This is a genomic window from Pseudomonas sp. GW821-FHT07F01 (genome assembly GCF_059418825.1).
Window position 1 is genome coordinate 144,339 of the sequence record NZ_JBWKQO010000010.1, and the last position, 23,337, is coordinate 167,675.

The following is a 23,337-nucleotide window of genomic DNA, read 5'->3' on the forward strand; positions in this document are numbered from 1 at the left end:
AGTTGGCGCCACGTTTTAAAGCGGTTTGCAGATTGTAAACCCCTTATTTTTCAGCATTTTTTATAGAGGCACGGGATTACATGGAAATCGGTCTGCGCGAGTGGCTGATCGTCATCGGCATTATTGTTATCGCCGGTATTCTTTTTGATGGCTGGCGGCGTATGCGCGGCGGCAAGGGGAAGTTGAAGTTCCGTCTTGATCGAAGTCTTTCCAATCTGCCAGACGATGAAGGCAGTGCCGAGCTGCTGGGCCCGCCCCGCGTTCTGGATACCCATAAAGAGCCGCAGTTGGACGAGCATGACCTGCCGTCGGTCAGCATGCCTGCCCGCGAACCGCGGGAAAGCTCTTCGTCCAAGCGCGGCAAGCGCGGTGGCGAGCCGCATCAGGGCGACCTCAACCTGGACCTGGATCTGGACAGTGGCCCGAGCTTCAGCAGCCGCGACGATGATTTCCCGGCTGAGGAAAGCAAGTCCGCGAGCCACAGCGACAAGGACCAGCCGCAAGCCGAAGAAGTGCTGGTGATCAGCGTGATCTGCCGCGACGCTGCCGGCTTCAAGGGGCCGGCCCTGTTGCAGAACATCCTGGAAAGCGGCCTGCGTTTTGGCGAGATGGATATTTTCCACCGCCACGAAAGCATGGCTGGCAACGGCGAGGTGCTGTTCTCCATGGCCAACGCGGTCAAGCCGGGCGTGTTCGACCTGGACGATATCGACCACTTCAGCACCCCGGCTGTCAGCTTCTTCCTCGGCCTGCCGGGCCCGCGTCACCCCAAGCAAGCCTTCGACGTGATGGTGGCGGCGGCGCGCAAGTTGTCTCAGGAGCTCAATGGCGAGCTCAAGGACGATCAACGCAGCGTCCTGACTGCCCAGACCATCGAACACTACCGCCAGCGCATCGTCGAATTCGAACGCCGCGCCCTGACCCAAAAGCGCTAAGCTCCTGAAGCCAGCCCCTCCATGTAGGGGCTGGCTTGTACAGGAACTGGCTTGCCAGCGAAGCCCTTGCCCCAATCTTCAGATCGAGCAGCCTAGGCTGCTCTTTTGCTTTGTGAGAGAACCCCATGACCGCCGCCGAAACCCGCATTCTTGAGCTGCGCGCTGAGCTGGACCAGCACAACTACCGCTACCACGTACTGGATGAACCCAGCATCCCGGATGCGGAATACGACCGGCTGTTCCGTGAGCTCAAGGCCCTGGAAGCCGAGCACCCTGAACTGGTGACCAGCGATTCGCCAACCCAGCGTGTCGGCAGCGCAGCGCTTTCGGCCTTCACCCAGGTGCGTCATGAAATCCCCATGCTCAGCCTCGGCAACGCTTTCGAGGAAGTCGACATGCGCGAGTTCGATCGCCGGGTCAACGAAGGCCTGGACCTGCCGGCCGGTGATCTGTTCGGTGGCGGCGCGGCGGTGGAGTACAGCTGCGAGCCCAAGCTCGATGGCCTGGCAGTCAGCCTGCTGTACCAGGATGGCGTACTGGTACGCGGCGCCACCCGTGGCGATGGCACCACCGGTGAAGACATCAGCGTCAATGTGCGTACCGTGCGCAACATTCCCCTCAAGCTGCAAGGCAGTGGCTGGCCGGCAACCCTGGAAGTGCGCGGTGAAGTGTTCATGTCCAAGGCCGGCTTCGAGCGCCTGAACGCTGCGCAACTGGAAGCGGGCGGCAAGACTTTCGCCAACCCGCGCAACGCAGCGGCGGGCAGCCTGCGCCAGCTGGATTCGAAGATCACCGCCAGTCGGCCCCTGGAGTTCTGCTGCTATGGCCTGGGCCAGGTCAGCGCGGACATCGCCGACACCCATATCGGCAACCTTGAACGGTTGAAGCAGTGGGGCATGCCCATCAGTCGTGAGCTGCGGCTGGCCAAGGGCATCGACGAATGCCTGGACTACTACCGCGAGATCGGCGAGCGGCGCAATGCGTTGCCTTATGAGATCGACGGCGTGGTGTTCAAGGTCAACAGCATCGCCTCCCAGCGGGAACTGGGTTTCCGTGCCCGGGAACCGCGCTGGGCCATCGCCCACAAGTTCCCGGCCATGGAAGAGCTCACCGAGCTGCTGGACGTGGAGTTCCAGGTTGGTCGTACCGGCGCCGTGACGCCGGTGGCGCGCTTGCAGCCGGTCAAGGTGGCCGGGGTCACTGTATCCAACGCTACTTTGCACAACATGGATGAAGTGGCGCGCCTGGGCTTGATGATCGGTGACACGGTGATCATCCGCCGTGCCGGCGACGTGATTCCGCAAGTGGTGCAAGTGGTGACCGAGCGTCGTCCGGAGAACGCCCGCCCGGTGCAGATCCCCGAGAGCTGCCCGGTCTGTGGTTCCCACGTAGAGCGCACGCAACTGGTCAAGCGCAGCAAGGGCCGGGAAACCGTCAGCGAAGGTGCGGTGTATCGCTGCGTTGGCCGGCTGGCCTGCGGGGCCCAGCTCAAGCAGGCGATCATCCATTTTGTGTCCCGTCGTGCCATGGATATCGAAGGCCTGGGGGACAAGACCATCGAACAGTTGGTGGACGAGAACCTTATTGCCTCGCCGGCTGATCTCTACAGGCTCAGATACGAGCAGATCATCGACCTGGAAGGCTTTGCCGAGGTGTCCAGCAACAAACTGCTCAAGGCTATCGAAGACAGCAAGCGTCCGGCCCTGGCGCGCTTCATCTATGCCCTGGGTATCCCGGATGTCGGCGAGGAAACCGCCAAGGTCCTGGCGCGCTCCCTGGGCAGCCTGGAACGGGTTCAGCAGGCACTGCCGCAAGTGCTGACCTATCTGCCGGATGTCGGTCTGGAAGTGGCTCACGAAATCCACAGCTTCTTTGAGGACAGTCATAACCAGGAAGTCATCGGTTCCCTGCTGGCGGCAGATCAATGCGGCCTGGTGCTGCAGGATCAGGGCGAACTGGGCGCCGAATTCGCCGCCAGCACCACCCTGGGCGGCATGCTCGACAAGCTCAACATCCCTTCAGTAGGCCCGGGCGCCGCGCAGAAACTGGCCGACAAGTTCGGCTCACTGCAAGGCGTGATCGAGGCCGACTGGCTGGACATGCGCCAGGCGCTGCCGGAGAAGCAGGCCAAGGCGGTGCGTGAATTCTTCGACAACCCGGCCAATGCACAACTGGCCCAGGCCATCGAGCAGCAGCTGCAGGCCTTTGGCATGCATTGGCAGAGCGAGAAGAAGGTGGTTGCGGGCCTGCCGCTGGCGGGGCAGACCTGGGTGCTTACGGGCTCCCTGGAACTGATGAGCCGCGACGTGGCCAAGGACAAGCTGGAAAGCCTTGGTGCCAAGGTGGCGGGTTCGGTCTCGGCGAAGACTCACTGCGTGGTGGCCGGCCCCGGCGCCGGCTCCAAACTGGCCAAGGCCAACGAACTGGGGCTCAAGGTGCTGGACGAAGAAGCCTTCGTTGCTTTCCTGACCGAGCACGGCGTCCCGACCTGACCTGTAGCCGCTGCCGTGCCTTCGGGTGCGCCTCGTCGCCAGTGGCGCAGTGGTACGAATCTTGGAACCCCACAGGCTTGCCCATGATCTAGTCTTGGCAAGCCCCAGGGAGGATTCGCCATGTACCGCTTCTTCGAGCAGCTCAGTTCCCGGATCGCCGCACCCTTCGTCGGCGACCGTTCACGTAACAGCAAACTCTGGTCCTGCCGCTGCGGGCAATCGCTGTTCTTTCGCAACAGCCAGTGCCTGGCCTGTTCGGCAATGCTTGGCTATGCACCACACCTGGGTCTGCTGTCTTCCCTGCAGCCCGGGCCGGCGGGCGATACCTGGGTGCTGGATGCCAAGCCCGAAGCCGGCGCCTTCAGGCGTTGCGCCAACCTCGATACCCCGGCAGCCTGCAACTGGCTGCTGCCGGCGCATCTGACCGACAGCCTGTGCGTGGCCTGCAAGCTCAATCGCACCATTCCCGACCTGTCCATAGCCGAGAACCCGGAGCGCTGGCGCAAGGTGGAAATTGCCAAGCGGCGGCTGGTAGCACAATTGCTTGACCTGGGGCTGCAGGTGATCCCCAAGGGCGAGGATGAGCAGGCCGGGCTGGCCTTCGATTTCATCGGTGTTGATCTGGAGGGCAGGGCGCCGGTTACCGGGCATGCCAACGGCCTCATTACGCTGGATATCAAGGAAGCCGACGACGCCCACCGGGAAAAGATCCGTGCCCAGATGCATGAGCCTTACCGCACCCTGCTCGGGCATTTCCGTCACGAAGTGGGGCATTACTACTGGGACCGGTTGATAGCCAACAGCCCCTGGCTGGAAGCCTTTCGCAGCCTCTTCGGCGATGAACGCTACAGCTACGCGCAAGCTCTGGAGCGGCACTATCAGAAGGGCGCGCCGGCTGGCTGGCAGCAAAGCCATGTCAGCGCCTACGCCACCATGCACCCCTGGGAAGACTGGGCGGAGACCTGGGCTCACTACCTGCACATGGTGGACGCAGTGGACACCGCCCTGGGTTTCGGCATGAGCGCCCGGGACGTCGACCTCGACTACCAGCCGTTTCCCTTGAGCAGCCTCTATGATCCGCAGCATCCAGGCGGGCCGGCGTTCCTGGCTTTCGTCAACGCCTGGATCGAACTGGCGGGCATGCTCAACGAACTGTCCCGCAGCATGGGCCAACCGGATTTCTACCCCTTCATCCTGCCGCCTGCGGTGATTGCCAAATTGCATTTCATCCACCTGGTGATCCAGCAGGAAGGCGGCCGCGCCGACGAAGTCCTGTCCCTGGACTGATCCTCGCCGTCCTGTAGGGGCGAGCTTGCTCGCGAAGGCCCCAGCGCGATTTCCCTGGTGCACCGCGATGCCTGTTTCGCCAGCAAGTTCGCCCCCACGGCAGGTGGGCCACGGCCAAGTGCTTGAAGCCCATCGAATTTTAATCTGCAGCCAGCGGTTGTAAGTTCGACTCAGATAGGTACAATGGCGCGGCTCGCCGTCAGGCGAGCGTCGTTATGGTGACCCCATCGGTCCCCCCGCAACGATTACCCGTGAACCTGGTCAGAGCCGGAAGGCAGCAGCCACAGCGGGAACATTGTGTGCCGGGGTGTGGCTGGTGGGGTTGCCTCCATAACGCTCCTCGTTGGTCCTCAACGAGATGAATCAAAACTCCTGCCAACCTTCGAGCTCGTGCAGCATTTCTGTTGACGTGCCGTTGTCGTGTGCCTTGTTTGTGGTTCGCCAATCCCTGTGTCCTGTTGGCTCGGGCGGCGGGCTCCTGGAATATCCAACGCCTTTGCATCAAGGAGTGGTCATGGCGCTAACCAGTAAGATCTCCCTCTATGACGATCGTTGGCCTGCGGCATTTGCAGGGGAGAAGGCGCGCATAGCCAAAGGCTTCGGCTGCGAGCTGATGGATATTCATCACGTGGGGAGCACTGCTGTTCCAGGATTGGCGGCCAAGCCGGAAATCGATCTGCTGGTGGTGGTCTCGGAGCAGGTGGATGAAGCCGCGCGCAATGCCTTCATGGCGACCCTGGGGTATGTCCGGGGTAGCAATCTGTCCCCCGGGCATCATTTTTACCGTCGCGATGTAGAGGGTATACGCACCCACAAGGTGCATGTCTGTGTCGCCGGTCATGAGCAGGTGGGGCGCATGCTGCGCTTTCGCGATCTGTTGCGTCAGGACAGCGGCATCCGCCAACAGTATCAGGATCTGAAGTTTCGGCTTGAGGCCAGCAATCGCGAGGGCATTGGCGAGTACCTTGCACAGAAGGCCCCCTTTATCGACGCCCTGATGGGGGCTCAGTCATCGTGACTGCCTCGTTGTGCCCAAATGCTCGGTGTTGCCTGCAAGGTTGCTGGGGGGGCTGTCAGGCCCCCAGCTGCTCCCGCAGCAACTGGGCAAAGGCGTCCCTGGCGCCATGGTGTTGTACATCCTTGTGCCAGACAAAACGGTTATCCACCGGTAGCAGGTCGTCGAAGCGCTGCACGCTCAGGTTGGCCGATTGCGAATAGCGCTCCAGCACCCCTTCCGGTATCAGCGAGACCCCGGCCCCCACGCTGACGCAGCCGATGATGGTGCCCCAGCTGGCATAGCCGGTGATGGGCAGGTTCAGACCGTGCCTGCCCAACCAGTTTTCCAGGGCGCGGCGATAGGGGCAGCCCGGCGGCCACATGAACAGGTTGTGGTGCTGCAAGTCGCTGGCGCTGCGGATAGGGGCGCTGTTTCCGCTGGAGATCAGCACCAGGGGTTCGTGGTAGAGCACGGTCTGTTGCAGTTTGGCCGGCAGGCTGTCGATGGCCACCAGGGCGCCGTCGATGCGTTGGTGCAGCAGCTCTTCAAAGAGTTGCGACCAGGTTCCGGTCACCAGCTCCACGCTCACCTTCGGATAGCGCTTGTGGTATTGCGCCAGCAGGGGAGGCAGGCGCCCACCGGCGCATGACTCGATCGAGCCCAGGCGCAACAGGCCGCTGGGTTCGGCCTGGTTGTCCACCGCACGTTTGGCTTCATCCACCAGGGCCAGGATGCGTTCACTGTAGCCGAGGAAGATTTCCCCGGCGGGGCTGATCCGCAGGCCGCGTCCGACCCGGGTAAACAGCTCGGTGCCCAGCTCGCCTTCCAGCTGCTTGAGGCGGTTGGTGATATTGGACGGCACGCAATGCAGTTGCTCGGCCGCTCGGGCAATGCTGCCGGTGCGGGCCACAGCCTTCACCATTTTCAGTTGGGTCAGTTCCATTGCTCATTTCCAGTGAGGAATAACCTCAGTATCGGTTAATTGTGGTGAGTTGTGCAGGGCGGGACACTGCAGGTCCTCTTCTTGCCTCTGGATATCTGTGTCGTGATGCTCTCGCCCCTGTTCAAGCTGGTGCTGGCCACCGCTGCGGTGATTCTGTGTTGGGCCTATTCGCCGGTGGGCATCCATATCGGCCTGGAGGGCTACAGCCCCGGGCACCTGGCCTTGCTGCGGTTCCTGATTGCCTCGCTGTTCATGGCCGCAATGGCGCTGGTGCTGAAGATCTCCCTGCCGCGCTGGCGCGACCTGCCCTGGTTGCTGGTACTGGGTTTCTTCGCCATCGCTTTTCATCACGTCAGCCTCAACTACGGCCAGCAAGGGCTGAGCGCCGGAGCATCCAGCGTGCTGGCGCAGTCCGCGCCGATCTTCAGCACGCTGATCGCGTTTTTCTGGCTCAGGGAGCCGGTCAGTGGCTGGCGTTGGCTTTGTGTGGTGATCGGGCTGTTGGGGGCGGTGCTGGTGGTGGCCGGTGACAAGGGCCTGGGGGCGATCGAGCCGCGAGGGCTGCTGGTGCTTCTGGCGGCGTTTTCCTGGGGGCTGTACTTCGTCTTGCAGCGGCGCTTTTCCGGGCGCTATGGGGTGTTGACCACTGTCTGCTACATGGTCTGGGGCGGTACGCTACTGCTCTTGGTGTATGCCCCCGGGCTGACGCAGGCGGTGGCCCAGGCATCACTACGGGTGAACCTGGCGGTGCTGTTGCTGGGGCTGTTTCCCAGTGCACTGGCTTACCTGGCCTGGGCCTATGTGCTGGCACGGGTCGAGGTCAGCCGCGCGTCGATCGCCATGTACCTGATTCCGCCGGTGGCGATGCTGCTGGCCGCGACGGTGCTGGGCGAAACTCTGCAGTCCAGCATGGTGCTGGGGGCGGCAGTGGTGCTGGGTAGCGTGATGGCGATGCAATTGGACGGGCGTTGGCGTCGGCGCTTGTCGGCGACACCTGCCAATGAGGTGCCTGCCGGGCAAGGCCGCTAGTACCGGCCTTGCAAGTGACAGCGCCGCGCAATGGCGGGGCGCTGCCGGGCGGGATTCAGCTCTTTTTCTTGAACAGGCGGCCGATGAAGGCGGCAAGGCCCAATACCCCCAGGACGATGAATTTCTTGCCGGCCAGGAGCAGTACGCCGAGCTTGGCGAAGAGCCCGGCCTTGCTGGCGAGGCCGCCGGCCACCAGGGCGGCGAGGCCGTAGGAAGCCAGTTTGTCGGTGCTCGGGTTGTAGTCGGCGTAGCGGTTGCCGTCGGTGAAGTTGGTAAAGGCCAGCACCTTGGGAATCTCGCGCTTGATGGTGTCCAGGTCGTCCATTGAAGCCACGGCATTGAGTTCCAGCACGCCTTCGCGGCCCAGCACGCGGATGCTGTAGTTCAGGGTGTGGCTCTGGGCGCCTTCGGCCTTGAGTTCACGGGCCCAGTACATCTTGTGCGACTGTGCGTCATAGCTTGGCTGCTCGGCCCAGCCCAACAGGTGAATGGCGCCGTAGCCCTGTTCCTGGCGCTGCTTGTTGTCTTCCTCGTCCGCTTCCTGCATCTGCTTGAGCAGGTCCTGGTAGTCGATCTTCGCGGCGTCGTCGTCGGAGATGTGCCCATCGTTCTTGTAGCTGATGATCACACCCCAGCCTTCGGCGGACAGCGGGCTGACGGCGCTGGGCACGATCATGCCCAGGGTGGTGAAGCCAGGTGGATTGCCCCAGCCCTCGGTGAGCAGCTTCTCGGTGTCCTTGGGGTTGAGGTAGTAGAACTCCTTGCTCAGATCGAGGCTGGCGATATCCCCGGGCAGCTTGACGTTGCCGTGGCGTGGGGAGAGCGAGGCGAGAAACTGTTCGGCTGTCTGGGGTTCGGCGTCCTTGCTCTCGGGCGCGGTGGCGGCGCTGGCAAGAAAGGGCATGGCGCAGAGGGCGGCCATGGCCATGAGGAGGCGCAGGTACTTCATCGTATTCCCTTACATTTTGTGACAAGTTGGCGGGGAGGATAACGATGAGTGCCGGGCGGCTCAATGTGGCGGCCGGTTTTATTTTGCTGCAGGGTCGGGCGCCGATACGGCGCCGTTTCAGGGCTGGCGACTCAGTCGATGGTCAGGTACAGCACCCGCAGGCGGTGGCCGTCCGGGTCGAGGGCCACCAGGGTGTAGCCGAAATCCATCTGGGTCGGCGGCTGGGCGATGGTCATGCCCAGGGCTTGCCAGTGCCGATGCAGTTCATCCACCGCTTCGCGGCTGTCCACGGCCCAGCCCAGTTCGCCGCCACCGCCGGCGGCCTGAGCGCTCGGCTGCACAGTGTGTCGGGACCAGAGGCCAAGCTTGATCCCCGAGTCGAGGATGAACAAGGCGAAAGTCGGGCCGGATTCCACCGGCGGTTTATCCAGCAAGCGGCTATAGAACTCTGCGCTGAGGGCAGGGCTGTCCACGTAGAGCAGGAAATAGGTGTTGGTGATCATGGCGACTCCAGAGGCCTTTGGATGGTGCATTGGGCGCAAGCTTAGGGGGCTGGCCTGTCAGTTCCTGTCAGGAGTCGTCGATTGAAAAAGAGGCCGGCTTATCGGTGTCGATAAACCTGCCTCTTGGAGTTGATTTGTTGCGGGGCTCAAGGCTTGGACAAGGCCTGGTCTACCGCTGCTATCAGCTTTCCCAGATCCTTCGGGGTGGCTTTGTGAATGACACCGAACAAATAAGCCCGCTGTTCCTCTTCGTCGCCCAGATCGGCGAAGAAGGCTTTCAGCTTCACTCCCAGTACTTCGGCTAGCAGAAATAGAGCTTCAACGCTGGGGGTGTAGGTGCCGGTTTCGAAGCGGCTGATGGTTTTTGGGTCAAAACCGGTTTTTTCACCTAGTTCAGCCTGAGTAAGCCCCGCTACCTTTCGATAGCGCTTGATGGCTGCACCCAAACTTGAAATTTGCATCGCTCAATTCCCATTTAGAATCAAGAACTTAACGATAAATATTGGCATTAGACAACACCATGGTTCATCACCTTGCTTTGCAAAATGTGATGCATTTCGTAGAATCGGCGCTTCGGACAGGTATTTGGTGATCTAGTTTCAGAAGGCTGGTTTATGAAACAAGAAATCATTGCATTTCCCTTGTTCACCTAAACCAAGGACTTGGCAGAGGCTCGAACGTCTCGTAAATCCCGCCAACGCTCCGTCCGCCGTCCCCACCTGACGCCTCATCTGATCCTAGTTGATCTCCGTCGAATCGATGGTCAACTGCCGCGCAAACCGCTGTACGGCTGCAATCAGGGCGAACCTTCCGATTGAGCCGTACCGCCAGGAAAGTACATCGCGAATCAGCCTCTTGCCGGGTGCCGGTAACTGTTGATCGCAGGCTGTCTATGGAGTTCTAAAGTGCGTCTCAATTTGCCGGTCACCTCTGTTGAGCAGACCTTTCCCGACCAGCAGCGGCTCATATCCGCCACCGACATAAACAGTCACATCACGTACTGCAACGCCGAGTTCGCAGCGATGAGCGGTTTCAGCCAGGCCGAACTGATCGGCAGCACCCATAACCTGGTTCGCCACCCGGACATGCCGGCGGCGGTGTTCGAGTCGATGTGGGGTTACCTGAAGGCCGGCCAGAGCTGGATGGGTGTGGTGAAGAACCGTTGCAAGAACGGCAATTTCTATTGGGTCAGCGCCTATGTCACGCCGATCCTGGAGGACGGAAAACTGGTGGGCTACGAGTCGGTGCGGGTCAAGCCAAGCCGAGAGCAGGTCAGCCGCGCCGAAACCTTGTATGCGCGCCTGCGGGCCGACAAGGCGCCGGTTTGCGCCTGGCGCCGCATCGAGGCCGCAGCCCGGCCCTTGCTGCTGCCGGTGGCGGTGGCGGTAGGCTGCCTGGCCGCCTTCCACTGGCTACCGACGCTGGCCGCCCAGGGCCTGACCGTCGCGGGTTTCGTGGCTGTCGGGCTGCTGGCCCAGCGCCGCCTGGGGCAGCAGCTCAAGCAGATTGTCAGTAGCACACCGAATACCTTTGCCGATCCGATCTGCGCCCTGGCCTACAGCGAAGCACTGGGGCCGGCGGCGCAGTTGCAGATGATCCTGATCAGTGAGGAGGCGCGCCTAAAGACCGCCCTGACCCGCCTCAGCGATCTGGCCCGGCAGATGGCTACCGCAGCGGCCGATTCCAGCCAATTGTCCAGCCGCACCGAGTCGGCGCTGCTGGAGCAGCGGGCGGAAACCGACATGACCGCGGCCGCCATGACCCAGATGGCTGCTTCAATCACCGAGGTCGCTGAACACGTCCAGCACACCGCCAGCGAAGCCCACACCGCCAACCTGCTGGCCCGACAGGGCAGCGAGGTGGCCGGCACCTCGCGGGATGCCATCCAATTGCTGGCGCGCACCGTGACCCAGATCAACCAGGCCGTGGGCGATCTGGCCGGGCAGACCCAGGAGATCATGGTGGCGGCGAGCATGATCCAGGCGATTGCCGACCAGACCAACCTGCTGGCCCTGAATGCGGCCATCGAGGCAGCCCGAGCTGGTGAGCAGGGCCGTGGTTTTGCCGTGGTCGCCGATGAGGTGCGGGCCCTGGCCGGCAAGACCCGCGAGTCGACCCAGCAGATCCAGGGCATCATCCAGAGCCTGCGCGCCGGGGCCGACGAAGCCGTGCAGATCGCCAGCCTGGGCATCGAGGAGGCGGAGCAGGGCGTGCAGCAGGTGGTCCAGGCCCAGCAGGCGCTGCAAGGCATCGGCGCGGCAGTGGAGCGCATTACCGATATGAGCCAGCAAATGGCCGCGGCATCCCAGGAGCAGTCCCATGTAGCCGAATCGGTCTCCGAACAGATCAACAGTGTCGCCGTCACTGTGCAGCGCACTGCCGAGAATGCCAGCGCCGGAGTGGTTCGCGGCGCCGAGCTGGAAAACATCTCTTCCGGGCTGCGTGCCCTGGTCGAGCGGTTCAACCGCTAGCGACAGTGAGTTCGACTCATGGATGAGAAATACCGCAGGGCCGTCGATGCCGCCGCCATCTTCTCCGAGACGGACCTGGGCGGCAGCATCACTTATGTCAACGATCTGTTCTGCCAGGTCTCGGGCTACAGCCGTGAAGAACTGATCGGCGCCAACCACCGCATGCTCAGTTCCGGGCTGCATCCGCCGGAGTTCTTTGCCGAGTTGTGGCAGACCATTACCCAGGGCCGGGTGTGGAAGGGCGAGATCTGCAACCGCGCCAAGGACGGCAGCCTGTACTGGGTCGACAGCACCATGGTGCCGCTGGTGGATCAGCGCTCCGGGCAGGTGGTGCGTTATGTGTCGATCCGCTTCGATGTCAGCGAAAAGCGTCAGCTGTTGCATTCGTTGCAATGGCGGGTCGGCCACGACGTGCTGACCGGGCTGCCCAACCGGGCCTTTCTCTCGGACCTGCTGCACCAGGCTCTGGATTTCTCCCGGGCGCAGGATATTCCCCTGGCGGTGTGCATGCTCGACCTGGATGGCTTCAAGGCGGTCAATGACGGCTATGGCCACGCCTGTGGCGACCTGCTGCTGGTGGAGGTGGCTGCGCGGCTGCGCTCGATCATCCGCGGCGAGGACGTGGTGGCTCGCCTGGCCGGCGACGAGTTCGTGCTGATTTTGCGTTACGTGCGCGACATGCTGGAGCTGCGCGCGGCGTTGCAAAGGGTATTGGCGACCATTTCCCAGCCGTACTCGATCCAGGGCAAGGACATCAACGTCTTCGCCAGCATCGGCGTAACCCTGTACCCCACCGACAACCACGACGCCGACACCTTGTTGCGCCACGCCGACCAGGCCATGTACGTGGCCAAGCAGAGCGGACGCAACCGCTTCCACCTGTTCGATGTACTGCGCGACCGTGAAGTGATGGTCACCTATCAGACCGTCGAGCAGGTGCGCCAGGCCTTGCTCGCAGGCGAGTTGCGCCTGTACTTCCAGCCCAAGGTGAACATGCGCACCGGTGAGGTGGTGGGCTTCGAGGCGATGCTGCGCTGGCAGCACCCGCAGCGCGGCATGCTGGGGGCCCAGGAGTTTCTGCAGCAGGTGGAGGAGACCGACCTGATCGTCGAGATCGGCGAATGGGTCATGGACCAGGTGATGACCCGCCTGCAAGGCTGGCAGCAGGCGGGGCTGGGCTGGCCGGTGAGCCTGAACGTGGCGGCGCGGCATTTCCAGCGCCCGGACTTCGTCGAGCGGCTCAAGGACATGCTCGATCGCTATCCGGATGTGTTGCCGGCGTTGCTGGACCTGGAAATCGTCGAGTCGGTGGCCATCGACAATATCCAGCGGGTCAGCGATTGCCTCGATGCCTGCCAGGGATTTGGCGTGCAGTTCTCCCTGGGGGACTTCGGCACTGGCCATTCGTCCCTCAGCTACCTCAAGCGCCTGCGCACCCAGACCATCAAGATCGACCGGCTGTTCGTGCGCGACATGCTGCACGACGCGGACGATCAGGCGCTGATCCAGGCGTTGGTGGGGCTGGCCCAGGCCTTTGGCCGGCGCGTGGTGGCCGAGGGGCTGGAAAGCCTGGCGCATGGCGAGCGCTTGATGGCCCTTGGCTGCGACGTCGCCCAGGGGGATTTCATTGCGCCGCCAATGCCCGCCGAGGCGGTGCTGGATTGGGTGCGCAGCTTTGAGCCACCGCGGGCATGGCGAAGCGACGAGCTTCAGGGCGAGGCGATGTCGGGAGGCTGAGCGTCGTCCTGAGGGCCGACGTAACGCTGGATGATGGCGTCGATCTCGCCGGACATCTTCATTCGCAACAGGGTGCGCAGGATGCGCTGGGCCGGCACTCTCGGATCGTTGCGTACATAGCAGCCGACGGCCTGCTCCTGCAGCACCGCGACGCTGTACAGCGGGTTGCCGGTGGCCTGGGTCTTGTTGAACCAGTCCAGGGTCCATTGGCTGGCGATGGCGTAGCGGTAACGCCCGACCACCAGTTTCTGCAGCACCTGCTCCTCGTTGCGGGCGTCGTCGCGTATCAGCTGGTTGGTGTCGAACAGCGGCTGCAAGGGGGTGTAGGTATAGCTGAGGACGGTGCCGATATGCTGGCGCGACAGTTGCTGCAGGTTGACCGCCGAGGGCTCCGGATGGGTGCTCACCAGCAGGTTGCGCTGGATGAACAGCGGCACGCTCCACAGGTAATCCCCGGAGAGGTTCGGCAGCCAGGCCTGGGCCGCGTAGCAGCGCACGTCGACTTCGCCCTGGGCCATGGCGTTCTGCACCCGGGCCCGGGCCAGGACATGAAACTGCGCCGGGGTACCCAGGTGCCGGGCCAGGCTGTTCATGGTGTCGAAAAGGATGCCATCGGTGGGCTGGTCGCCTTCGACCTCGATGGCCGGCATGGTCCAACTGTCGGCGATGGCAAAGCGCAGGGGCGGCTCTGCGGCTTCCAGGCTGGCGCTGAAGAGAAACAGGGCGCACCAGGTCAAACGCATACAGTCTCCAGGGTGTCGGCGGGCGAGCAATCCTTTGCAAAATGCAAGCTTAGACAGATTAGACGAGCGCGCCGGATGCAATTTCGCCCTTGCTCCGCTAGCATTACCGGCTTCCGCTTTCCAGTTGCGACGGTTTTCGATGAGTTATCAGGTTCTTGCACGTAAATGGCGTCCGCGCTCGTTCCGCGAAATGGTCGGCCAGACCCATGTGCTCAAGGCTCTGATCAATGCCTTGGACAGCCAGCGGCTGCACCACGCCTACCTGTTTACCGGCACTCGCGGGGTGGGCAAGACCACCATCGCGCGAATCATTGCCAAATGCCTGAACTGTGAAACAGGCATCACTTCCACGCCCTGTGGCACCTGTTCGGTGTGCTGCGAGATCGATGAGGGGCGCTTTGTCGACCTGATCGAGATCGACGCCGCGAGCCGGACCAAGGTCGAGGATACCCGTGAATTGCTGGATAACGTGCAATACGCACCGAGCCGCGGGCGCTTCAAGGTCTACCTGATCGACGAAGTGCACATGCTCTCCAGCCACTCGTTCAACGCCCTGCTCAAGACCCTCGAAGAGCCGCCGCCCTACGTCAAGTTCATCCTGGCGACCACTGATCCGCAGAAGCTGCCGGCGACCATCCTCTCGCGCTGCCTGCAGTTCTCTCTCAAGAACATGACCCCGGAACGGGTGGTGGAGCACTTGAGCCACGTCCTGGGCGTGGAGAACGTGCCGTTCGAGGATGACGCCCTGTGGCTGCTGGGCCGTGCCGCCGATGGCTCGATGCGCGATGCCATGAGCCTCACCGACCAGGCGATTGCCTTCGGTGAAGGCAAGGTCATGGCGGCCGATGTGCGGGCCATGCTCGGCACCCTCGATCACGGCCAGGTCTATGACGTGCTGCATGCGCTGATCAACGGCGACGCCAAGGCGTTGCTGGAGGCGGTGCGGCACCTGGCGGAGCAGGGGCCGGACTGGAATGGTGTGCTTTCGGAAATTCTCAACGTGCTGCACCGGGTGGCGATTGCCCAGGCATTGCCGGAAGGGGTCGACAACGGGCACGGCGATCGTGACCGGGTGCTGGCCCTGGCCCAGGCCCTGCCTGCCGAAGACGTGCAGTTCTATTACCAGATGGGCCTGATCGGTCGGCGCGACCTGCCGTTGGCGCCGGACCCCCGCGGCGGCTTTGAAATGGTCCTGCTGCGAATGCTGGCCTTCCGCCCAGCCGATACCGCGGATGCACCGAGACAGCCGCTAAAGCCAGTGGGGATCAGCCAGGCCACAGTTGATTCCGCCCAAGCCGTGGCGGCGCCGGCACCTGCCGTGCCTGTAGCGACCGTTGCCCCGGCTCCGGTTGTGAGTGCTCCAGTGGCGCCAGCACCTGTTGCCGCGCCCGAACCTGTCGCGCCCCCTGTGGCCGAAGCGGTCGCCGTCGAACCCGAGCCGGTGGTTGCCGAAGCGGTGGTCGACCTGCCCTGGAACGATCCGGTGGAGCCACAGATCGAACAGCAGCCAGCGGTCGAGCCGGTGCTGGAGGTGGCCGCCGAGCAGCCTGAGCTGAGGCCGATGCCGACCCCGACGCCGGACAGCGTGGTGCCGGACGCGCCGGAGTGGGTCAGCGCCCCGGTGCCGGAACCCACGGTGGCGGAAGTCGACGCCGCCACTCCGGGTATCGACCTGGACGACGAGCCGCCGCTGGACGAGGACTATATCGAGCCGGACATGGATTCGGCCTACAGCTACCTGGACGAACTGGCCAGTGAGCACGCAGCCGATCCGGCGCCGGAACCCGAGCCCGAACCTGCTGCCAAGCCGGCCACTGGCCTGGCCCTGGAATGGCTGCAGCTGTTCCCGAAACTGCCGATCTCGGGCATGACCGGCAGCATCGCCGCCAACTGCACCCTGATGGCCGTGGACGGCGACCATTGGCTGCTGCACCTGGACCCGGCCCACAGCGCACTGTTCAACGCCACCCAGCAGCGTCGCCTCAACGACGCCCTGAACCAGTACCACGGGCGTACCCTGACCCTGGCGATCGAGCTGATCAAGCCCGAGCAGGAAACCCCGGCCCAGGCTGCATCACGGCGCCGTGCCGATCGTCAGCGCGAGGCCGAGGAGTCGATCCATGGTGATCCGTTCATCCAGCGGATGGTCCAGGAGTTCGGTGCAGTGGTGCGCCACGATACTATTGAACCTGTCGAGGCCCTGGCGGCTCAGGGTTGATCATTCAAAGGGCGCCGGGCCAGGGGCCGGGCGCCGTTTCCATCCCCGTACTTTGAGGTAATTCCCATGATGAAAGGTGGCATGGCCGGCCTGATGAAGCAGGCACAGCAGATGCAGGAAAAAATGGCCAAGATGCAGGAAGAACTGGCCAATGCCGAAGTCACCGGCAAGGCTGGTGGCGACATGGTCACCGTAGTCATGACCGGCCGTCATGACATCAAGCGCGTGAGCATCGACCCGAGCCTGCTGGAAGGCGTCAGCGAAGATGACCGTGAAGTGCTCGAAGACCTGTTTGCCGCTGCGGTGAACGACGCCGTGCGCAAGATCGAGTCCAACAGCCAGGAAAAGATGTCCGGCATGACCGCCGGCATGCAACTGCCCCCAGGCATGAAATTGCCGTTCTGATTCGCGCAAGCGCATCGGATGGACTACATAAAGCCAGGCCTTGAGCCTGGCTTTTTTTTGCCCTGGCGATCAGCACTGCGCTGTGGGTAGCAGCCGGCTGGCCGGCGAAGGCCACAGCAGATCCATCTGCAGAAACATCGAACGTGATGCTATTCACAGGGTCTGCAACCTATACCTTTTCATTCAACCTTCCCTAAAGGAGTGTCCATGATGCCGCAAACATTGACCCTCAATCAGCGCGTGGTACTGGTCTCTCGGCCCGAAGGCGCGCCGGTCCCGGAGAATTTCCGCCTGGAGCGGGTGGCCTTGCCGGAACTGGCTGATGGCCAGGTGCTGTTGAAGACCCTCTACCTGTCCCTGGACCCCTACATGCGCGGGCGCATGAGTGATGCCCCGTCCTATGCGGCGCCGGTGGAAATAGACGAGGTCATGACCGGCGGTGCAGTGAGCCGGGTCGAGCGTTCGCTCAACCCCAAGTTCCAGGAGGGCGACCTGGTGGTGGGCGCCACTGGTTGGCAGAGCCACTGCATTTGCGATGGCCGCAACCTGATCCCGGTGCCCTCTGGCCTGCCCAGCCCTTCCATGGCCCTGGGTGTGCTCGGCATGCCCGGAATGACCGCCTACATGGGGCTGATGGACATCGGCCAGCCCAAGGCCGGGGAAACCCTGGTGGTGGGTGCGGCCTCCGGCGCCGTGGGGTCGGTGGTGGGGCAGGTGGCGAAGCTCAAGGGGCTGCGGGTGGTGGGCGTGGCCGGTGGCGCCGACAAATGCCGCTATGTGGTCGAGGAGCTGGGTTTTGATGCCTGCATCGATCACAAGAGCCCCGACTTTGCCGACGAACTGGCCCAGGCCTGCTTCAAGGGCGTGGACATCTATTTTGAAAACGTCGGTGGCAAGGTCTTCGACGGGGTACTGCCCCTGCTCAACCCCAGGGCGCGTATTCCCCTGTGCGGGCTGATCGCCCAGTACAACGCCCAGGCGCTGCCGCCGGGGCCGGATCGCCTGCCACTGCTGCAGCGCACCTTGCTCACCAAGCGGGTACGCATCCAGGGCTTTATTGTCTTCGACGACTATGGCGACCGCCATCCGGAGTTCATCAAGGCCATGGCGCCCTGGGTGCGCGAAGGCAAGGTCAAGTTCAAGGAGGACGTGGTCGAGGGACTGGAGCAGGCACCAGAAGCCTTCATTGGCCTGCTGGAGGGGCGCAACTTCGGCAAGCTGGTGGTCAAGGTCGCCCCGGACGCGAGCATTTGACGCTACCCCGAGGCGCGGGTATAAACCGCGTCTCGTTGTTTTTGTCGGACCTTTGCCCATGAGCTTCAGCCCCCTGATTCGCCAACTGATCGATGCCCTGCGCACCTTGCCGGGCGTGGGTCAGAAAACCGCCCAGCGCATGGCCCTGCAACTGCTCGAGCGTGATCGCAGTGGCGGCTTGCGCCTGGCGCAGGCCTTGAGCCAGGCCATGGAAGGCGTGGGGCATTGCCGCCAGTGCCGGACACTGACCGAAGACGAGCTGTGCCCGCAGTGTGCCGACCCGCGTCGCGACGACACCCTGCTGTGCGTGGTGGAAGGGCCGATGGATGTGTACGCGGTGGAGCAGACCGGCTATCGCGGGCGCTACTTCGTGCTCAAAGGCCACCTGTCGCCTCTGGATGGCCTGGGCCCGGAGGCCATCGGCATTCCGCAGTTGCTGGCGCGTATCGAGGAGCAGGGCAGCTTCAGCGAAGTGATCCTGGCCACCAACCCGACGGTGGAAGGCGAAGCCACTGCGCACTACATCGCCCAACTGCTGACCAACAAGGGCCTGATCACCTCGCGCATCGCCCACGGCGTGCCTCTGGGCGGCGAGCTGGAACTGGTGGATGGCGGCACCCTGGCTCACTCCTTTGCCGGGCGCAAACCCATAGCGTTGTAAGGCTGCGGAAGCCGGCTGACTGGCGAAGGATGCGCCACGCATTCTCTTGAAAACCAAGCAAGCGCTTGGTAAGTTCCTTCGACCCTTCAGAGGAGCTTGCCGATGTCTGCCTGCCAGGAATACTTCGACCCCAGCCACCAGTTGGTCCGCGACAGCGTGCGACGTTTCGTCGAGCGTGAAATCCTTCCCCAGATCGACGAGTGGGAGGAGGCCGGCAGTTTCCCCCGTGAGCTGTACCTCAAGGCCGGGGCCGCCGGGCTTCTGGGCATCGGTTACCCCGAGGCCCTGGGCGGCAGCCATGAGGGTGATCTGTTCGCCAAGATCGCCGCCAGCGAGGAGTTGATGCGCAGTGGCTCCGGCGGCCTGGTGGCGGGCCTCGGCTCCCTGGATATCGGCCTGCCGCCCATCGTCAAATGGGCCCGCCCCGAATTGCGCGAGCGAGTCGCACCGCTGGTGTTGTCCGGGGAGAAGATCAGCGCCCTGGCGGTCACCGAGCCCGGCGGCGGCTCGGACGTGGCCAACCTGCAGACCAGCGCCGTGCGCGATGGCGATCATTACCGGCTCAGTGGCAGCAAGACCTTCATCACCAGTGGCGTGCGCGCCGACTTCTACACCGTTGCGGTGCGCACCGGCGAACCTGGCTACGGCGGTATCAGCCTGTTGCTGGTCGAAAAGGGTACGCCGGGCTTCACTGTGGGTCGGCAGTTGAAAAAGATGGGCTGGTGGGCCTCGGATACTGCCGAGCTGTTCTTCGACGATTGCCGGGTGCCGGTGGGTAACCTGATCGGCGCCGAGAACATGGGCTTTGCCTGCATCATGGGCAACTTCCAGAGCGAACGCCTGGCCCTGGCCCTGATGGCCAACATGACCTCACAGATGGCCCTGGAGGAAAGCCTGAAGTGGGCGCGCGAGCGGGAGGCGTTCGGCAAGCCCATCGCCAAGTTCCAGGTGCTCAAGCACCGTCTGGCGGAGATGGCCACGGCCCTGGAGGTTTCCCGGGAGTTCACCTATCGCCAGGCGGCGAAGATGGCCGCCGGCAAGAGCGTGATCAAGGAAATTTCCATGGCCAAGAACTTCGCCACCGATACCGCCGACCGTATTACCCACGATGCGGTGCAGATCCTCGGTGGCATGGGCTACATGCGCGAAAGCCTGGTGGAGCGCCTGTACCGCGACAACCGCATTCTGTCGATCGGCGGCGGCACTCGCGAGGTGATGAACGAAATCATCAGCAAGCAGATGGGGCTGTAGGTGCAGGCTAGCGTTCGGTCAGGGAAAACTGGGTCAGGCAGAAGGTCGGGATCCCCATGTCCTGCAGCTTCTGCGAGCCGCCCAGTTCCGGCAGGTCGATGATCGCCGCGGCTTCATAGACCTTCGCCCCCATGCGCCGTACCAGATTGGCGGCTGCGATCAGGGTACCACCGGTGGCGATCAGGTCATCGATCAACAGCACCGAGTCGCCTTCACACAAGCTGTCGGCGTGGACTTCAATGAAGGCTTCGCCGTACTCGGTCCGGTAGCCCTCGGCCAGGATGTCGGCCGGCAGCTTGCCCTGTTTGCGGAACAGGATCAGCGGCTTGTTCAACTGGTAGGCGATGATCGAGCCGATCAGAAAACCCCGTGCGTCCATGGCGCCGATGTGGCTGAAGTCTTCTTCGACATAACGCTGGGCGAAGCTGTCCGCCACCAGGCGCAGGGCCCGGGGAGACTGGAACAGGGGGGTGATGTCGCGGAAGATCACGCCCGGTTTCGGGAAGTCGATGACGGGGCGGATCAGGGATTTGATGTCGAAGGAATCGAAAGCCATCTTCAGGTGTCCTGGCGGGCAAATAGGCCGCGCCAGTATACCCGCGACCGAGCCGCCTGGCTCAGCCGCACAGGCTGTGGATCAGCCCTCCACCGAGCCGCCGGCGAGGGCGCAGAGCTGGATCGGATCGAGGATGTGCACTTCCTTGCCTTCGGCGGCAATCAGTTCGTTCTGCTGGAAACGGGTGAACACCCGGGACACGGTTTCCACGGCCAGGCCCAGGTAGTTGCCGATTTCGTTGCGCGACATGCTCAGGCGGAACTGGTTGGCCGAGAAGCCCCGGGCGCGGAAGCGCGCGGACAGGTTGACCAGGAACGTGGCGATACGCTCGTCAGCGGTCTTTTTCGACAGCAGCAGCATCATTTGCTGGTCATCGCGGATTTCCCGGCTCATGACCCGCATCAGCTGGCGACGCAGCTGTGGCAGTTGCAGTGCCAGCTCATCGAGGCGCTCGAAGGGGATTTCACACACCGAGGTGGTTTCCAGCGCCTGGGCCGAGACGGGATGGCTTTCGGTGTCCATGCCTGACAGGCCTACCAGCTCGCTGGGGAGATGGAAGCCGGTGATCTGTTCTTCGCCGCTGTCGCTCAGGCTGAAGGTTTTCAGGGCGCCCGAACGCACGGCGTACACCGAGTCGAAGCCGTCACCCTGACGGAACAGGAATTCGCCTTTTTTCAATGGGCGGCCACGTTTGACGATTTCGTCCAGCGCGTCCATGTCTTCCAAATTCAGCGAAAGTGGCAGGCAGAGGGGTGCCAGGCTGCAATCCTTGCAATGGGCCTGGTTGTGAGCGCGCAGTTTAACTGGCTCGGACATTCTAGAATCCTTGTGGGAAAACACACATAAGCCGTAAGGGTAACTCACGGGAGGAGGTTCCGGCCAGTCCGTGCCGAATTGACTGTTAGTCGTAAAGCTATCCTTTTATGGGTCGATAACCTGTTAACGAAAGTAACTTGGAAGGCTGAAATTATGTCGTCCGTTGGCGCTATTACTAATGGCAGCAATAACTTGCAGTCACTTCAAGAGCCCTCGACAAGTCAGGTTGACGAGCAACTAAGAGTTTCTCCATTAGTTGCAGAGCCAGTGATCGGGGAGGGCGTCAAAGTGTCGCTGTCTGGCGCCGGCCTGAACAAATCCGCCGCCGCCAAAGGGCGTGACAGTGATATCGAGGAAAGCGGCCTGCCGGAAAACATTCAGCAGATCCTCAAGATGATCAGAAAATTGCAACAACAGATTGCCGAGACCCTCGCCCAGCTCCAGGCGGTCATGGCCGACAAGCACCTGAGCCCAGAAGAAACCAAGGTCCGGATCGGCAGCCTGCAATCTGCCCTGGCAATACTCAACGGCGGTTTGCTGACCGCCAATGCCTCCCTGGCCAAGGCAATGAAAGAAGCGGGCTTGAGCTCAGAGCAGGTGATGAAGGCTGCATCCTTGATCATGAAATCCTAGATCACCCGGGAAAACCGCTGGCGGTTCTGCTGGCCCAGGTATGCATCGAACACCATGCACACCGAGCGCACCAGCAGCCGACCGGCTGGCAGCACGATGATTGCTTCGCTGCCAAGTTCAATCAGGCCGTCGTCGGCCATCTCTTCCAGTTCCGGCCAGAGTTCATTGAAGTAGCCGCGAAAGTCGATATTGAAAGCCTGTTCGATCTCTTCGAACTTAAGACTAAAGTTGCAGATCAGTTGCTGAATAACTTCCCGGCGCAGACGGTCATCGGCGTTGCATACCAAGCCGCGACTGGTGGCCAGTTGTGCGCCAGCCAAGGCATTTTGATAGTGCGTCAGGTCGCTGCTGTTCTGGCAGTAGAGATCGCCGATCTGGCTGATGGCTGAAACACCGAGCCCAATAAGGTCGCAATGACCATGAGTGGTGTAGCCCTGGAAGTTGCGTTGCAGGGTGGACTCTTCCTGGGCAATGGCCAGTTCATCATCGGGCAGGGCGAAATGATCCATGCCGATGTAGCGATAGCCGGCGGCCGTCAGCTGTTCGATGGTGCGTTGCAGCATCTGCAGCTTTTCCGCCGGGGCAGGCAGTTCGCTGCCGTTGATCCGCCGCTGGGGCATGAAACGCTCCGGCAGGTGGGCGTAATTGAACACCGAGAGCCGGTCCGGTTGCAGGCTGATGACTTCTTCCACGGTGCGGGCGAAGTTTTCCGGGGTCTGCTTGGGCAGGCCGTAGATCAGGTCGATGTTGATGGAACGGAACTGCAGGGTGCGGGCCGCTTCGATCACCGCCCGGGTTTCGTCCAGGCTTTGCAAGCGATTGACCGCGCGTTGCACTGCCGGGTCCAGGTCCTGCAGGCCGATGCTGACCCGATTGAAACCCAGCTCCCGCAATAGGCCCATGGTCGACCAGTCGGCTTCCCGGGGATCGATCTCGATGCCGTAGTCGCCGGAGTCGTCGTCCAGCAGGTTGAAGTGCTTGCGCAGCAGGGCCATCAGTTGGCGCAGTTCATCGTGGTTGAGAAAGGTCGGGGTGCCGCCGCCGAAATGCAGTTGTTCCACCCGCTGGTTGGGGGCCAGGTGGCAGGCGATCAGTTGCATCTCCTGTTCCAGGCGCTGCAGGTAGGGCAGGGCGCGGCTGCGATCCTTGGTGATGACCTTGTTGCAGGCGCAGTAGTAGCAGATGTTGGCGCAGAACGGGATGTGCACGTACAGCGACAGCGGGCGCTGCGCCTTGCGGCTGTCGCGCAGGGCGTGCAGCAGGTCGAAGGCGCCGACCTGGCTGTTGAACTGTACTGCGGTCGGGTATGAGGTGTAGCGCGGTCCCGCCAGGTCGTAGCGGCGGATCAGATCTGTGTCCCAACGAATGGCGTCGAGCATGCGGGAATTCCCCCGGATAGGCTGGCAGTGTTCGCGAGTCTAGGAGGTTCAGGCCAGGGCCATCTTGACTTGTATCAA

21 protein-coding genes and 1 other RNA gene are annotated in these 23,337 nt (G+C 62.6%); 14 read left to right on the top strand and 8 right to left on the bottom strand.

Features of this window, described 5'->3' with window-relative positions; translation table 11 throughout:
- Positions 1-80: 80 nt before the first annotated feature.
- The 5 genes from zipA (at position 81) to AC07R1_RS30645 (ending at position 5,732) form a co-directional block, all read left to right on the top strand.
- Complete coding sequence (gene zipA / locus AC07R1_RS30625) at positions 81-935, top strand: cell division protein ZipA (RefSeq protein WP_047284900.1); 855 nt, start codon at positions 81-83, stop codon at positions 933-935.
- A 125-nt stretch (positions 936-1,060) separates the two neighbouring features.
- Positions 1,061-3,427, top strand: coding sequence for an NAD-dependent DNA ligase LigA (gene ligA / locus AC07R1_RS30630; protein WP_077933648.1), 2,367 nt, complete (start codon positions 1,061-1,063; stop codon positions 3,425-3,427).
- A gap of 120 nt (positions 3,428-3,547) precedes the next feature.
- Entirely contained in the window at positions 3,548-4,714 is a 1,167-nt protein-coding gene (locus AC07R1_RS30635; protein WP_011060214.1) for a zinc-binding metallopeptidase family protein, read from the top strand.
- Positions 4,715-4,939: 225 nt separating this feature from the next.
- An RNA gene (ffs, locus tag AC07R1_RS30640) (signal recognition particle sRNA small type) lies at positions 4,940-5,036 on the top strand.
- Positions 5,037-5,228: 192 nt separating this feature from the next.
- The gene (locus AC07R1_RS30645; RefSeq protein ID WP_065363447.1) at positions 5,229-5,732 is read left to right on the top strand and encodes a GrpB family protein; all 504 of its coding nucleotides are present in this window, start codon (positions 5,229-5,231) and stop codon (positions 5,730-5,732) included.
- 55 nt (positions 5,733-5,787) lie between these two features.
- Here AC07R1_RS30645 and AC07R1_RS30650 read toward each other — a convergent pair whose 3' ends face one another.
- Positions 5,788-6,654 carry a LysR family transcriptional regulator gene (locus AC07R1_RS30650; RefSeq protein ID WP_011060216.1) on the bottom strand — a complete coding sequence of 289 codons (867 nt, stop codon included), beginning with the start codon at positions 6,652-6,654 and terminating at the stop codon, positions 5,788-5,790.
- A gap of 105 nt (positions 6,655-6,759) precedes the next feature.
- Here AC07R1_RS30650 and AC07R1_RS30655 point away from each other — a divergent pair, with 105 nt between their 5' ends.
- The gene (locus tag AC07R1_RS30655) at positions 6,760-7,683 is read left to right on the top strand and encodes a DMT family transporter (protein ID WP_495111270.1); all 924 of its coding nucleotides are present in this window, start codon (positions 6,760-6,762) and stop codon (positions 7,681-7,683) included.
- Between the two features lie 55 nt (positions 7,684-7,738).
- On the opposite strand, the gene AC07R1_RS30660 is transcribed toward AC07R1_RS30655, so the two are convergent.
- The 3 genes from AC07R1_RS30660 to AC07R1_RS30670 form a co-directional block, all read right to left on the bottom strand.
- Entirely contained in the window at positions 7,739-8,632 is an 894-nt protein-coding gene (locus AC07R1_RS30660) for a DUF2167 domain-containing protein (RefSeq protein ID WP_065363450.1), read from the bottom strand.
- A 131-nt stretch (positions 8,633-8,763) separates the two neighbouring features.
- Positions 8,764-9,135 carry a VOC family protein gene (locus AC07R1_RS30665; protein WP_011060219.1) on the bottom strand — a complete coding sequence of 124 codons (372 nt, stop codon included), beginning with the start codon at positions 9,133-9,135 and terminating at the stop codon, positions 8,764-8,766.
- A 146-nt stretch (positions 9,136-9,281) separates the two neighbouring features.
- A complete protein-coding gene (locus AC07R1_RS30670) occupies positions 9,282-9,596 on the bottom strand; it encodes a helix-turn-helix domain-containing protein (RefSeq protein WP_011060220.1) in 315 nt (104 codons plus the stop codon).
- 444 nt (positions 9,597-10,040) lie between these two features.
- On the opposite strand from AC07R1_RS30670, the gene AC07R1_RS30675 reads away from it, so the two are divergent.
- Together AC07R1_RS30675 and AC07R1_RS30680 are read left to right on the top strand one after the other, a co-directional pair.
- Entirely contained in the window at positions 10,041-11,606 is a 1,566-nt protein-coding gene (locus tag AC07R1_RS30675) for a methyl-accepting chemotaxis protein (protein WP_011060221.1), read from the top strand.
- A gap of 18 nt (positions 11,607-11,624) precedes the next feature.
- Positions 11,625-13,343, top strand: coding sequence for a putative bifunctional diguanylate cyclase/phosphodiesterase (locus AC07R1_RS30680; protein ID WP_011060222.1), 1,719 nt, complete (start codon positions 11,625-11,627; stop codon positions 13,341-13,343).
- Here AC07R1_RS30680 and AC07R1_RS30685 read toward each other — a convergent pair.
- A complete protein-coding gene (locus AC07R1_RS30685; protein ID WP_011060223.1) occupies positions 13,316-14,086 on the bottom strand; it encodes a substrate-binding periplasmic protein in 771 nt (256 codons plus the stop codon). The genes AC07R1_RS30680 and AC07R1_RS30685 overlap by 28 nt on opposite strands.
- Positions 14,087-14,225: 139 nt before the next feature.
- Here AC07R1_RS30685 and dnaX point away from each other — a divergent pair, with 139 nt between their 5' ends.
- The 5 genes from dnaX (at position 14,226) to AC07R1_RS30710 (ending at position 19,875) form a co-directional block, all read left to right on the top strand.
- Complete coding sequence (gene dnaX, locus AC07R1_RS30690; RefSeq protein WP_401262229.1) at positions 14,226-16,304, top strand: DNA polymerase III subunit gamma/tau; 2,079 nt, start codon at positions 14,226-14,228, stop codon at positions 16,302-16,304.
- Between the two features lie 66 nt (positions 16,305-16,370).
- Positions 16,371-16,709, top strand: a complete 339-nt coding sequence (locus tag AC07R1_RS30695; RefSeq protein ID WP_015634779.1) for a YbaB/EbfC family nucleoid-associated protein — start codon at positions 16,371-16,373, stop codon at positions 16,707-16,709.
- Positions 16,710-16,919: 210 nt separating this feature from the next.
- Positions 16,920-17,963: an NADPH-dependent curcumin/dihydrocurcumin reductase gene (gene curA, locus AC07R1_RS30700; RefSeq protein WP_011060226.1), complete on the top strand. Its 1,044-nt coding sequence runs from the start codon at positions 16,920-16,922 to the stop codon at positions 17,961-17,963.
- Positions 17,964-18,021: 58 nt separating this feature from the next.
- Entirely contained in the window at positions 18,022-18,624 is a 603-nt protein-coding gene (gene recR / locus AC07R1_RS30705; RefSeq protein ID WP_011060227.1) for a recombination mediator RecR, read from the top strand.
- Positions 18,625-18,726: 102 nt separating this feature from the next.
- Positions 18,727-19,875, top strand: a complete 1,149-nt coding sequence (locus AC07R1_RS30710; RefSeq protein WP_495111252.1) for an acyl-CoA dehydrogenase family protein — start codon at positions 18,727-18,729, stop codon at positions 19,873-19,875.
- 7 nt (positions 19,876-19,882) lie between these two features.
- Here AC07R1_RS30710 and AC07R1_RS30715 read toward each other — a convergent pair whose 3' ends face one another.
- Together AC07R1_RS30715 and fnrA are read right to left on the bottom strand one after the other, a co-directional pair.
- The gene (locus AC07R1_RS30715; RefSeq protein ID WP_011060229.1) at positions 19,883-20,431 is read right to left on the bottom strand and encodes an adenine phosphoribosyltransferase; all 549 of its coding nucleotides are present in this window, start codon (positions 20,429-20,431) and stop codon (positions 19,883-19,885) included.
- Between the two features lie 81 nt (positions 20,432-20,512).
- Positions 20,513-21,247, bottom strand: coding sequence for a Crp/Fnr family transcriptional regulator FnrA (gene fnrA / locus AC07R1_RS30720; RefSeq protein WP_011060230.1), 735 nt, complete (start codon positions 21,245-21,247; stop codon positions 20,513-20,515).
- Between the two features lie 153 nt (positions 21,248-21,400).
- Here fnrA and AC07R1_RS30725 point away from each other — a divergent pair, with 153 nt between their 5' ends.
- Entirely contained in the window at positions 21,401-21,880 is a 480-nt protein-coding gene (locus AC07R1_RS30725) for a hypothetical protein (protein WP_194237332.1), read from the top strand.
- On the opposite strand, the gene hemN is transcribed toward AC07R1_RS30725, so the two are convergent.
- Complete coding sequence (gene hemN / locus AC07R1_RS30730) at positions 21,877-23,259, bottom strand: oxygen-independent coproporphyrinogen III oxidase (RefSeq protein ID WP_011060232.1); 1,383 nt, start codon at positions 23,257-23,259, stop codon at positions 21,877-21,879. The genes AC07R1_RS30725 and hemN overlap by 4 nt on opposite strands.
- Positions 23,260-23,337: the final 78 nt, after the last annotated feature.

Coding starts and splice junctions, on each gene's coding strand:
- zipA (WP_047284900.1), top strand. CDS start 81: ATGGAAATCGGTCTGCGCGAGTGGCTGATCGTCATCGGCATTATTGTT.
- ligA (WP_077933648.1), top strand. CDS start 1,061: ATGACCGCCGCCGAAACCCGCATTCTTGAGCTGCGCGCTGAGCTGGAC.
- AC07R1_RS30635 (WP_011060214.1), top strand. CDS start 3,548: ATGTACCGCTTCTTCGAGCAGCTCAGTTCCCGGATCGCCGCACCCTTC.
- AC07R1_RS30645 (WP_065363447.1), top strand. CDS start 5,229: ATGGCGCTAACCAGTAAGATCTCCCTCTATGACGATCGTTGGCCTGCG.
- AC07R1_RS30650 (WP_011060216.1), bottom strand. CDS start 6,654: ATGGAACTGACCCAACTGAAAATGGTGAAGGCTGTGGCCCGCACCGGC.
- AC07R1_RS30655 (WP_495111270.1), top strand. CDS start 6,760: ATGCTCTCGCCCCTGTTCAAGCTGGTGCTGGCCACCGCTGCGGTGATT.
- AC07R1_RS30660 (WP_065363450.1), bottom strand. CDS start 8,632: ATGAAGTACCTGCGCCTCCTCATGGCCATGGCCGCCCTCTGCGCCATG.
- AC07R1_RS30665 (WP_011060219.1), bottom strand. CDS start 9,135: ATGATCACCAACACCTATTTCCTGCTCTACGTGGACAGCCCTGCCCTC.
- AC07R1_RS30670 (WP_011060220.1), bottom strand. CDS start 9,596: ATGCAAATTTCAAGTTTGGGTGCAGCCATCAAGCGCTATCGAAAGGTA.
- AC07R1_RS30680 (WP_011060222.1), top strand. CDS start 11,625: ATGGATGAGAAATACCGCAGGGCCGTCGATGCCGCCGCCATCTTCTCC.
- AC07R1_RS30685 (WP_011060223.1), bottom strand. CDS start 14,086: ATGCGTTTGACCTGGTGCGCCCTGTTTCTCTTCAGCGCCAGCCTGGAA.
- dnaX (WP_401262229.1), top strand. CDS start 14,226: ATGAGTTATCAGGTTCTTGCACGTAAATGGCGTCCGCGCTCGTTCCGC.
- AC07R1_RS30695 (WP_015634779.1), top strand. CDS start 16,371: ATGATGAAAGGTGGCATGGCCGGCCTGATGAAGCAGGCACAGCAGATG.
- curA (WP_011060226.1), top strand. CDS start 16,920: ATGCCGCAAACATTGACCCTCAATCAGCGCGTGGTACTGGTCTCTCGG.
- recR (WP_011060227.1), top strand. CDS start 18,022: ATGAGCTTCAGCCCCCTGATTCGCCAACTGATCGATGCCCTGCGCACC.
- AC07R1_RS30710 (WP_495111252.1), top strand. CDS start 18,727: ATGTCTGCCTGCCAGGAATACTTCGACCCCAGCCACCAGTTGGTCCGC.
- AC07R1_RS30715 (WP_011060229.1), bottom strand. CDS start 20,431: ATGGCTTTCGATTCCTTCGACATCAAATCCCTGATCCGCCCCGTCATC.
- fnrA (WP_011060230.1), bottom strand. CDS start 21,247: ATGTCCGAGCCAGTTAAACTGCGCGCTCACAACCAGGCCCATTGCAAG.
- AC07R1_RS30725 (WP_194237332.1), top strand. CDS start 21,401: ATGTCGTCCGTTGGCGCTATTACTAATGGCAGCAATAACTTGCAGTCA.
- hemN (WP_011060232.1), bottom strand. CDS start 23,259: ATGCTCGACGCCATTCGTTGGGACACAGATCTGATCCGCCGCTACGAC.